Origin of the sequence: Acinetobacter sp. NIPH1876 (genome assembly GCF_022808535.1) — a bacterium.
GTDB lineage: Bacteria > Pseudomonadota > Gammaproteobacteria > Pseudomonadales > Moraxellaceae > Acinetobacter > Acinetobacter higginsii.
In genome coordinates this window covers 276319-288340 of sequence record NZ_JALGBR010000003.1, presented here as the reverse complement: position 1 = coordinate 288340, position 12022 = coordinate 276319, and the positions used below count along the sequence as shown (strand labels likewise).

9 protein-coding genes are annotated in these 12022 nt (G+C 39.7%); 4 read left to right on the top strand and 5 right to left on the bottom strand.

The window, feature by feature from the left end; translation table 11 throughout:
* Window positions 1–317: 317 nt before the first annotated feature.
* The 3 genes from MN869_RS05240 to MN869_RS05230 form a co-directional block, all read right to left on the bottom strand.
* Window positions 318–1817: a cation:proton antiporter gene (locus MN869_RS05240; RefSeq protein ID WP_004803187.1), complete on the bottom strand. Its 1500-nt coding sequence runs from the start codon at window positions 1815–1817 to the stop codon at window positions 318–320.
* 281 nt (window positions 1818–2098) lie between these two features.
* The gene (locus MN869_RS05235) at window positions 2099–2989 is read right to left on the bottom strand and encodes a neutral zinc metallopeptidase (protein WP_004803185.1); all 891 of its coding nucleotides are present in this window, start codon (window positions 2987–2989) and stop codon (window positions 2099–2101) included.
* A gap of 37 nt (window positions 2990–3026) precedes the next feature.
* Window positions 3027–3953: a DUF808 domain-containing protein gene (locus MN869_RS05230; RefSeq protein ID WP_241304776.1), complete on the bottom strand. Its 927-nt coding sequence runs from the start codon at window positions 3951–3953 to the stop codon at window positions 3027–3029.
* Window positions 3954–4117: 164 nt separating this feature from the next.
* On the opposite strand from MN869_RS05230, the gene trpS reads away from it, so the two are divergent.
* From trpS to MN869_RS05210, 4 genes are all read left to right on the top strand, one after another.
* A complete protein-coding gene (gene trpS, locus MN869_RS05225) occupies window positions 4118–5131 on the top strand; it encodes a tryptophan--tRNA ligase (RefSeq protein WP_241304775.1) in 1014 nt (337 codons plus the stop codon).
* A 415-nt stretch (window positions 5132–5546) separates the two neighbouring features.
* On the top strand, window positions 5547–6191 hold the full coding sequence (locus MN869_RS05220) for a YqiJ family protein (RefSeq protein ID WP_241304785.1): 645 nt from the start codon (window positions 5547–5549) through the stop codon (window positions 6189–6191).
* 30 nt (window positions 6192–6221) lie between these two features.
* Window positions 6222–7931, top strand: a complete 1710-nt coding sequence (locus MN869_RS05215) for a flotillin domain-containing protein (RefSeq protein ID WP_241304774.1) — start codon at window positions 6222–6224, stop codon at window positions 7929–7931.
* Between the two features lie 195 nt (window positions 7932–8126).
* Window positions 8127–9767: an alkaline phosphatase D family protein gene (locus MN869_RS05210; protein ID WP_241304773.1), complete on the top strand. Its 1641-nt coding sequence runs from the start codon at window positions 8127–8129 to the stop codon at window positions 9765–9767.
* Window positions 9768–9858: 91 nt separating this feature from the next.
* Here the strand turns inward: MN869_RS05210 and sucD are convergent, their stop codons facing one another.
* On the bottom strand, window positions 9859–10749 hold the full coding sequence (gene sucD, locus MN869_RS05205; RefSeq protein WP_003655479.1) for a succinate--CoA ligase subunit alpha: 891 nt from the start codon (window positions 10747–10749) through the stop codon (window positions 9859–9861).
* 12 nt (window positions 10750–10761) lie between these two features.
* Window positions 10762–11928 (bottom strand): ADP-forming succinate--CoA ligase subunit beta, encoded by a 1167-nt coding sequence (sucC, locus tag MN869_RS05200; RefSeq protein WP_003655470.1) that lies wholly within the window; start codon window positions 11926–11928, stop codon window positions 10762–10764.
* Between the last annotated feature and the right edge of the window lie 94 nt (window positions 11929–12022).

Genomic DNA, 12022 nt, shown 5'->3' with positions numbered 1-12022 from the left:
GCTTCAATCATCGGCATAGTAATTTATACCTCGATTTGCTGAAACTACTCCGCAATGATCCTCTTTAACTTCCTAAGCCCCTTATAAAAATTACACTTCTAAACAAATATGACAAAATAAGCCATTAGATTCCTAAAAGGTATTTAAATTTAATTTAACAAACTTTTAAATATATTATTTAAATAACAAAATACAAATTAAATTTTAAAATTATTATTTAATTAAAATTCAAATATAGTTTAACTTTTATTTACCTAATAAAATAAAAAGCCTTTTTTATAAAAAAGGCTTTTTTAACAAAAAACAAAAATATGCAATTAAAAATTATCAGGATTCTCTAATCGCTTAACTTCTTCTCTCTTATTTGGATGATGCATGGTTGCTACACCATCTTCAGTTTTCTGATCCAATAAAATTTCAGGATTATAGATAGTAATCGTTTCTCTCCCCAAGCTATCCTCACCAACAATATATTTAAAACCACGACGATTCATCTTATTGCACATCCGCTGGTAGAACCCCTTCAGCCCTTGTGTCTCTTCACTCGGATTGTAATAGAAAGCATTCATCACGGCGGGTAAACCAAGACCACAAACCACACCTGACAGTAGTACACTAATAAAGGTATAGCCAATCAAGATACTACTGTATTGGCTCAATTCTGGAATATTCGCCACAGCAAGGATCAACGCCAGTGAAATCCCTCCGCGGACACCGCCCCACGAAAGAATAGCTAAACTGCCGTTGTAACTTTTATTACGGAAGGATGGAAATAGGGCAAAAGCAGCGAAGTTTGCTGCAAAACGAGATAAATGCAGAATAATAAAGGCAATGATGCCACCAATAATTAAGTTGGCACTTAAATCCAGAATAAACAGCTCTAAACCGATCAAAGTAAACAGGAATGAATTGATAATTCCTTCAACAGTATGCCAAAAATGGTTCACTTCACGAATTTCTCTTTGTTCGCGAATTTCCTGCCACTTGTTTCCGACAATCAAACCACCAATGACACAGGCAATCGGAGCAGATGCATGCGCAAATAAAGCAACGAGATAAGAACCACTTGCAAGTAGTGCAGTAGTTAAAATCAAAGACTCCATCTCATGTTTACCTCTTAGTAAACGTAAGATCGCAAAACCAAATGCAAAACCAATAATCACTGCAACAAAGATTTCATACAATAACGTTTCAATTGTTGCCAATAATGAAAAATGCTCCCCCTGTAAAACTTTTAATAGCGTCATAAATAAGGCAATACACATTGCATCATTAAATAAAGACTCACCTTCTAGTTTTACAATCAAATGGTGCGGTGCCCGAATAGAACTTAATACCCCTTTAACGCCAATTGGATCTGTTGCTCCAAGTGCCGCTCCTAATAATAGTAAAACACCAATTGGAACTGGATAACCAACCAACCATTGAAATAAATACAATAATCCTGCGTAAAATCCTGCACATAACACCAGTGCAATCGTGGCTAAAATACCAATTGGTTTCCAGTAACTCCTTAAATCTGAAATTCTAAATTTCAGCGCAGATGACGTTAAAATAAAACAAATCACACCATTGATTAGAAAATCATAAAAATCAATATTTCTTACAGCAGCTTCAATATTATGAATATTAATGGTAATAAATTGATTACCATTTAATAAACTTGCACCCCACTGCAAAATAAAGACAAAAATAGCCGAGACAATTGGAACACCAATGGCCTGAGGAAAACCCAAAATTCGTTTATTAAAAATGGTCGTCGCAATGGATAAGGCAAAAACAACCGTCAATGCTTGTAAAAGAAAAAAGTTACCCATATGACCTCTTTATTTATTCAATTTTAACAACATAAACTTTATTTAAATTTTAAAATTTTAATCAATGATAAAATTCAAAATACTGTGCAATTGAATAAAGAGTGAAGGCCTATGCTGCAATTCATCCATCTTATTATTTAATTTATATTAACAAATGGTTTAGGCACAACAATAAACCAATCATCCTCAATTCAGCATAGACGCTCTTATTTTACGTTATTTGTTCTTCTGATTCGTATATCTTCCGTATAAAAATCAAGGAGCAACGCTCCTTTTTTGTCCTATTTAAAGGTATTGCACTGATTCACGTCACCTGATTTCAAACCGATCTGAAACCATTGCATCCGCTGTTCACTAGTACCATGAGTAAAACTATCTGGCACAACTTGTCCAGTCGCACGGCGTTGTAAATAGTCATCACCAATTTTTTCGGCTGCATCCATTGCTTCTTCAATATCACCTTGTTCAAGGAACTGCGTACGTTTTTGATTCTGATGCGCCCAGATTCCTGCAAAACAATCTGCCTGTAATTCTAAACGTACAGAGAGTTGATTACCTTGTGCTTGACTGGCCTGTGCACGTGCTTGTTGCACCTGACCGGAAATACCTAATAGGTTTTGGATATGATGCCCCACCTCATGCGCAATCACATAGGCCTGAGCAAAATCCCCCGCCTGATCCTGACGAGAAAGTTCTGTTTGATTTTGTTCTCCAGAAATACCCATTTGCTGACGCATATCTTTAAAGAATGAGGTATCAATATAAACTTTCTGATCAGCCGGACAATAAAAAGGTCCCATCGCAGCCTGTGCAGTACCACACCCTGAACGTACAACGCCACTGAAGAGTACTAAGCTTGGCGGCTTATAAGTCATCCCCAGCTGCTGAAAGATTGGTGTCCACGTATCTTCTGTATCTGCCAAAACTGTACCGACAAAATCACTGGCCTCTTTTTGTTCAGCAGTCAAATTCTGTGGTGCACTGCCTTGTTGAGAAGACTGTGCGGTTACAGCTTGTGTCGCTTGATAGGCTTGTTGAGGGTCAACCCCAAAAAACTTCCAAGCCACAAAGGCGACCACTAGCCCAATAATACTAATACCACCTGCTTTCGCACCGCCACCACCACGACGGTCTTCTACATTGGTACTGACTCGACGACCTTTCCAACGCATAATTACCTCACATAATTCTGATGATGACGACCTAGGTTTAAGTAGATGCTTTTTTTGGCCAGAGTTTCTTGATCAAACTGACAATCATCAACACAACAGCACCTGCAAGCAAACCAATGCCTAAGTTAATCAAGGTTGGTGTTAAAGCACCAATGATTGAACCGACACTTGGAATGAGCTCTAAATGATCAACCGTTTCTTCAGTAAAATGATGCAATAAAGGAATGGTATGCGAAATAATCCCCCCACCCACTAAAAACATTGCAACCGTTCCAACAATTGAAAGTGTTTTCATTAAAATTGGAGCAAAACCAAGTAAACCACGACCGATTTTATTTTTTAATTCAGAAGCTTGTTGTGTAAGATATAAACCTAAATCGTCAATTTTTACGATCATTGCAACCAGGCCATATACCCCGACAGTCATGACGATTGCAATAATACTTAATACTGTCACTTTAGTCATAAATGCAGCTGTTGCAACTGTACCTAACGAAATCACCACAATTTCAGCAGAAAGAATAAAGTCTGTTCGAATCGCTCCCTTTACTTTTTCCTTTTCAAATTTGGCTAAATCGACTTCGACGTGTTGTAAGTTTTCACTGGCCTGCTCTGCTGTTTTGGCTTTTTTATGAAACAGCATATGCACAACCTTCTCTACCCCTTCATAACAGAGGAATAGTCCCCCGATCATAAGCAATGGATTAATCAGCCAAGGGGCAACAACACTAATCAATAAAGCCAATGGAACGAGAATTAATTTATTAACAAATGAACCTTTTGCAACATTCCAGACCACAGGTAATTCTCGATCTGATCGTACTCCACTGACTTGTTGGGCATTCAGCGCTAAGTCATCACCTAAAACCCCTGCAGTTTTTTTGGCTGCCATTTTACTCATAACAGCAACATCATCTAAAATCGTTGCAATATCATCCAGTAGGAGTAATAAACCACTCGCCATTTTTATTTCCTGATTTGTATTTATACAACCATTGTAGAATCGCCTAGTGAAAGCACAATATGATTTTAAGAAAAAGTTAAAATTATCGCTGACGAAAAAAATTTATTTCTCGTACAATAATATCAATCTTATATCTATGAAATTACTGAATCTTGGAACATATCATGAGTAATATTGATCAACGTCCCATCATTTTGACAGGCGACCGTCCAACAGGACAACTCCACCTTGGCCATTTTGTCGGTTCATTACGTTCTCGTGTAGGTCTACAAGACAGTCATCATCAACATCTGTTATTGGCTGATGCACAAGCGATGACAGACAATGCCGATAATCCAGATAAAGTTCGCAACAACATCCTGCAAGTTGCACTGGATTATCTTGCTGTCGGGATTGACCCAAGCAAAACCACGATTTGTGTACAGTCTTGCTTACCAGCCCTAAATGAATTGACGATGATTTACCTCAACTACGTGACCGTTGCACGTTTAGAGCGTAACCCGACCGTAAAAGCTGAAATTCAATTACGTAATTTTGAACGTGATATTCCAGCAGGTTTCTTGTGCTATCCAATTGCACAGGCAGCAGACATTACCGCATTTAAAGCGACTGTCGTTCCTGTTGGTGAAGATCAGCTCCCAATGATCGAACAAACCAACGAAGTGGTACGTCGTATTAACCGCCAAATCGGTCATGATCTATTACCAGAATGTAAAGCACTGTTATCAAATATGGCGCGCTTACCTGGTTTTGATGGCAAAGCAAAGATGTCAAAATCTTTAGGTAATACCATTGTGTTGAATGCTACGGATAAAGACATCAAAAAAGCCGTCAATGCGATGTATACCGATCCAAATCACCTTCGTATTGAAGATCCAGGTCAGGTTGAAGGCAATATCGTGTTTACCTATCTCGACGCTTTCGATCCAAATAAAGAAGAAGTTGAGGAATTAAAAGCACATTATCGTCGTGGTGGTCTTGGTGATGGTACTGTGAAAAAGCGCTTGGAAGGTGTCTTACAAGAACTCATCGCACCAATTCGTGAACGTCGTGCTGAGCTAGAAAAAGATCCAGATTACATTATGGATGTATTGAAACAAGGTACCGAAAAGTGCCGCATCATTACTCAACAAACACTGGATGAAGTGAAATCGGGAATTGGATTATTCAAATTCTAATTTACGTTACTTTTCCAATAAAAAGCCCAAATTTGGGCTTTTTTTATTTTAAGCCTTTGATTTAGGTTTAATTTTAGAACTTTATTAAAAAATAAAAAACTAACAATTTTCGTCACTTATTAACATCAATTAACAGTAGTTAACATGAATACCGATGAACTTAGTCAGGTTTTTTCATACTATGAGCTCGTAGGTTAGTTAACACTAATCTCATGACATTTCTCCTTTCAACCGAAACTGTTTTAAACAGATTCGTTGTTCAACGCAGTGATCACCCCAATCATTGCGTTTTTTTTGTCTGCAAGAATGTGGTCAATTTAGGTTGAAATTTGGACGCATTGGCTTTACTCTTATAACTGTTTTATTTTTATAAAAAATTTATTAATTAACGCTAAAAGAAATAAGAGTAATGACGATGATCTGGGATCTTTTAACACATCCTTCTAACCTGGTTTTTAGCATTGCTTTAATGCTGTGCCTGTTTATCGGCCTACTCGAATTCATCCTATTATTATTCGGTGGTAGTTCTAGTTTTTTGGAACAATTTTTACCAGATAGCCTGAGCGATATTGATCATGCCGATATCTCTGTAGAACAACCTGATTCTGTTTTGACTCAGTTTCTGGAATGGCTGTATTTGGGTAAAGTTCCCTTACTCATCTGGCTGATCATCTTCTTAACCGTCTATGCACTCACGGGTTTAATCATCCAAGACCTGTTCTATCAATTTACCGAACATTATCTTTCTGCATGGATCATTGCCCCTGCCTGCTTATTTCTCTGTATGCCACTGGTGCGTTATAGTGCTGCATTGATCGCCAAAATTATTCCTAAAGATGAAACCACGGCAATTCAAACAGACGATTTAATTGGCAGAACAGCACATATCATTTTAGGGGATGCTAAACCCAACTCCCCTGCACAGGCCAAAGTTAAAGATCAATTTGGCCAAACCCACTATGTCTTGGTTGAACCTGAACTTGATCTGGTTTTTCATCAAGGACAAGAGGTTATTTTAACGCAAAGAACCAAAATTGGATTCCAAGCGATTGCGACTTAATTTTTATATTTAATACATGAGGGTATTTACATGTTGAATTCAGCATTGACTGAAATTTTAATTATTACTGGTGTTATTTTTGCAGCACTGATTTTTATTGGCATTATTATTGCCCGTCTCTATACCCGTTCGAGTAAAGAAGTTTCTTTTGTGCGCACAGGTTTTGGTGGCGAAAAAGTGATTCTAAATGGCGGTGCAATTGTTCTCCCTGTCTTACACGAAATTATTCCAGTGAATATGAATACCTTACGTTTAGAGGTAAAGCGTGCAGCAGATCAGGCGCTGATTACCCGTGACCGGATGCGCGTTGATGTCATGGCGGAATTTTATGTTCGTGTTAAACCGATTGCAGAGTCAATTGCAACCGCGGCCCAAACCTTAGGACGTAAAACCATGTCCCCACCAGAGCTTAAAGATCTGGTCGAAGGTAAATTTGTCGATTCACTTCGTGCCGTTGCCGCAGAAATGGCAATGGAAGAACTACATGAAAAGCGTGTCGACTTTGTGCAAAAAGTTCAACAAGTGGTATCTGAAGATTTATCCAAAAATGGTCTAGAACTTGAAACCGTATCTTTAACGGGTCTCGACCAAACTAGCTTTAAATTCTTCAATCCGCAAAATGCGTTCGATGCGGAAGGCTTAACCAAGCTGACCGAAACCATTGAAGACCGTCGTAAGAAACGTAATGATATTGAACAAGATGCTGACCTTGCGATTCGTGCAAAGAATTTACAAGCAGAACGTGCTCGTTTAGAAATTTCACGTGAAGAAGAATATGCAAAGTTGCAACAAGAGCGTGAAATCTCGATTCGTAAAGCTGAACAAACCGCAGAAATCGCCTCTCAAGAAGCAGGTAAAAAACGTGAAGCTGAAGAAGCTCAAATTGCTGCTGAACGTGAAGTGGAACTAAAACGAATTGCTTCTGCGCGTGATGTAGAAAATGAGAATATTCAAAAAGCACAATTGATTCAAAAAGCACAAGTTGAACAAAAGAAAACCATCGAACTGGCTGAGCAAGATCGTGCCATTGCCATTGCTGAAAAATCTCGTGCCGAATCTGAAGCTAAAGCACATGCAGATAAGGCCCGCGCTGAAGCGGTAAAAGCAGAGGAAGAAGTTGTGACGGTACGTGAAACACAACGTGCTGAGCGTCAAAAAGCAGTCGAGCTGGTTGCTGCTAAACAAACGGCAGAGAAAGAAGCGATTGCGATTACCGTAGCTGCTGATGCAGGTAAGAAAGCCGCTGCCGATGAAGCAGAAGCGGTACGTATTGCAGCAGAAGCAGATGCTGAAAAGATTCGCTTAAAAGCGAAAGGTGAGGCAGATGCAAAAATCCTACTTGCTCAAGCGTTGGAAAAACAATATCAGGTTGATGCGGAAGGTGCGCGTGCGGTGAATGAAGCAGCCAATACGCTTTCTGCTGAACAGGTAGAAATGCAAGTGCGCTTGGCACTATTAAAGCACTTACCAGAGATCATTCGTGAAAGCGTCAAACCAATGGAAAATATTGATGACATCAAAATTTTACAAGTGAATGGTTTAAGTAGCTTTGCAGGTGGTACGGCTGTTTCAGGTGAAAATGCAGAACATGGTACAACGGCTTCATTATCAGATCAGGTTGTGAATAGTGCTCTACGCTATCGTTCACAAGCACCACTCATTGACAGTTTAATGAACGAGCTTGGCTTACAAGGTGGCGATATCAATGGTTTGACTCAAGGGTTAAAACCTAAAGAGTAGACCAACAATCTTATGGCTAGAGAGCCGTAAGTCATTTCAAAAATCGGTTGTCTTGCAGCCGATTTTTTATTTTTATAAAGTGAATCAGCACTTCTCGCTTCTGCAAAAATTCAAATGATGTTGATGTCATCATTCATTCACTTAGGCTTCTCATACTGCAAAATCCCCACCTCAGTAAATAAATGAGATGCCAATATGTCGCAGTTTATTCAAAGCCGTCGTCGTTTCTTAATTAATAGTGGAAAATTGGCTGTCGGTGTTGCATCTTTTTCAACCTTGGCTGCCTGCGGCCTAAATGACAACAAAGCCCCAGCAATTATTCTTCCAGAGCATGCCAGACCCAAACTCCCGTCTGGTATTCAAATTGGTGATGTCCGCAATGGCAATGCAACCATTTGGGCACAATCAGATCGAGCTTCGAAACTACGTGTAGAATATGACTTTACTGATCGCTTTAAACAACCCAAAGTCATATCAGGTCCAGTGGTAACCGCAGCCAGTGACTATACAGGGCGAGTGAACCTGACAGGTTTACCAAATGATCAGCATATTTTTTTGCGAGTTAGCTTTGAAGATGGGATACAAAATAATGCCTCCAGTGAAATCTATACTGGTAGCTTCCGCACCATGTCAACAGGTACCTCCCCCATTCGCTTTGTTTGGGGTGGCGATGTTGTGGGACAAGGATGGGGCATTAACCCCGATATTGGAGGCATGAAAATCTGGGAAACGATGCGGCTACGTCAACCAGACTTTTTTATTCATAGTGGTGACACCATTTACGCAGATGGTCCGATCCAAAATACGGTGACTTTACAAGCAGGACAATCATTAAAGCCCGATGAGCTGCGCATCTGGAAAAATATTGTCACAGAAGAAGTCAGTAAAGTCGCTGAAAGCCTAAAAGAATTCCGTGGTCGATATCGTTATAATTTTATGGATGAGAACTTACGAAAATTCGCTGCAGAAGTACCGCAAATTTGGCAATGGGATGACCATGAGGTTACCAATAACTGGTCTGCTACCAAAGATCTAAGCAAAAATAATGCTTATGCTGAAAAAGACATCAATACGCTGAGTTATCGTGGCAAGCAAGCATTTTTAGAATACTCTCCGATGCCATGGACAACTGAGGCATTCAGTGATCAGCGTATTTACCGTAAAATCAGTCATGGTCCATTACTAGATGTATTTGTACTCGATATGCGGTCGTATCGTGGAGGTAATAGTACCAATTTACAGACCAGTCTAAATGCAGACACGGCTTTTCTTGGTGAAACTCAAGTCAACTGGCTGGTGGATGAATTGTCTAATTCAAAAGCCGTATGGAAAGTGATTGCTGCAGATATGCCGATTGGTTTAAATGTGCAAGATAATTTTGGCGTCGCTGACGGTATTGCTAAAACATGGGAAGCGATTGCCAATGGCAACAATGGCGCACCTCTCGGGCGTGAACTGGAAATTGCAGGCTTACTTCGTCGTATTAAGTCAGTAAAAAACATGATATGGCTAACAGCCGATGTTCATTATTGTGCCGCACATTATTATGATAATACCCGGGCTCAATTTACTGATTTTTCACCCTTCTGGGAGTTTGTAGCAGGTCCTTTAAATGCGGGTACTTTTGGTCCTAATCAAATGGATGCAACCTTTGGTGGACAAGTGATCTTTGAAAAAACTCCACCCGCAGGTAAAGCAAATCTCTCGCCTTTAGATGGGTACCAGTTCTTTGGTGAAGTGAATATTGATCCCCAAAGTAAAGCGTTAAAAGTTGAATTTTTTAATCTGGACGGTATTTCCCAATATACTCAAGAATTAACAGCGGTGTTGGGTTAAAGCTCAATCCTTAAAACAAAACTGAATAATAACCCAATAAAAAACCCCAATGTTTCCATTGGGGTTTTTTTAAAGATTAAAATCTAACGTATTACGCTAAACCTTTCTCTTTTAAAACTTGCAACATAGTAGAACCAAGCTCAGCTGGGCTACGCGTGTAAGCCATTCCCGCGCGTTCAAATGCAGCGAATTTCTCTTCAGCAGTACCTTGACCACCAGAAATGATCGCACCAGCATGACCCATACGCTTACCTTTAGGTGCAGTTACACCAGCGATGTAACCGACTACAGGCTTAGTCACGTTAGATTTGATGAATTCAGCAGCTTCTTCTTCCGCTGTACCACCGATCTCACCGATCATGATGATTGCATCAGTATCTGGATCGTCTTGGAACAATTGAAGTGCTTCAATCTGGTTCATACCTGGGATTGGGTCACCACCGATACCGATACAAGTAGACTGACCTAAACCAAGCTTAGTTGTTTGAGCAACAGCTTCATAAGTCAATGTACCTGAACGTGAGATGATACCAATACGACCTGGTTGGTGGATGTGACCAGGCATAATACCGATCTTACATTCACCTGGAGTGATCACGCCTGGGCAGTTAGGACCAACTAAACGAGTACCGTTACCGTTAGTTTCTAAGTAGCGTTTCGCTTTAAGCATGTCGATAGTTGGAACACCTTCAGTGATCACAACGATTAGGCCAACACCTGAATCAACCGCTTCAACGATTGAGTCTAAAACGAATGGAGCTGGTACATAGATAACAGATGCATCTGCATTTGTTTCACGTACCGCTTCTTTCATTGTGTTGAATACTGGTAGGTCAAGGTGAGTTGTACCACCTTTACCTGGAGTAACACCACCAACAACTTTTGTACCGTAGTCTAAAGCTTGTGCAGAGTGGAAAGTACCGTTTTTACCAGTAAAACCTTGTACCAATACTTTAGTGTCTTTATTAATTAATACGCTCATGATTGATACTCCTTACGCTTTAACTGCAGCTACAACTTTTTCTGCGGCATCAGATAAACCGTTCGCAGAAATTAATTTCAAACCTGATTCATCAAGTAATTTAGCACCTAACTCAGCGTTGTTACCTTCTAAACGAACAACAACTGGTACAGTTACATTTACTTCTTGAACCGCTGCAATAATTGCTTCAGCAATCATGTCACAACGTACGATACCACCAAAGATGTTGATTAAAACACCTTGAACAGACGTATCAGCAAGGATGATTTTGAACGCTTCGATTACGCGCTCTTTCGTTGCACCACCACCAACGTCAAGGAAGTTTGCAGGCTGACCACCATAAAGTTTGATGATGTCCATCGTTGCCATTGCAAGACCAGCACCATTCACCATACAACCGATGTTACCTTCTAAAGCAACATAGTTAAGGTCAAATTCAGATGCTTTTAATTCACGCTCATTCTCTTGAGACTTATCACGTAAAGCAGCAACTTTAGGTAAACGATAAAGCGCGTTAGAGTCGATACCTACTTTCGCATCTACACATAAAATATCGCCATTTTCACGAACTGAAAGTGGGTTAATTTCGAATAATGCAAAGTCATTTTCAACAAATGCTTGGTAAGCAGCAGCCATAATTTTTACAAATTGGCTGATTTGCTTGTCTTTCAAACCTAAAGCAAACGCAACTTCACGTGCTTGGAATGGTTGTAAGCCAACTAATGGATCAACTTCAACTTTGATAATTTTTTCAGGCGTTTCTTCTGCAACTTTCTCGATTTCTACACCACCTTCGGTAGAAGCCATGAAAGTAATACGACGGCTAGAACGGTCTACAACCGCGCCCAAGTAAAGCTCGCGCTCAACTGGATAAACGTCTTCAGCAACGATAATGCTGTTAACTGGTTGACCGTTTGCATCTGTTTGATACGTTACAAGACGAGTACCAATGATATTGTTTGCAAATTCGATAACATCTTCTTTAGATTTTGCAACTTTAACGCCACCAGCCTTACCACGACCACCAGCATGAACTTGCGCTTTCATTACAGCGAATTTACCACCAAGCTGTTCAAATGCAGCAACTGCTTCGTCTGCATTTGTTGCCAAGATACCTTCTTGTACTGGCATGCCATATTCTTTCAATAACGCTTTAGCTTGATACTCATGTAAGTTCATTTAGTTACCTACTATGTTGTTTGTAGTGATACAGCCTTGATCCTCTTAAAATCAGACTGCTACATATTGAATCAATGATTGTCTAAATAAGACA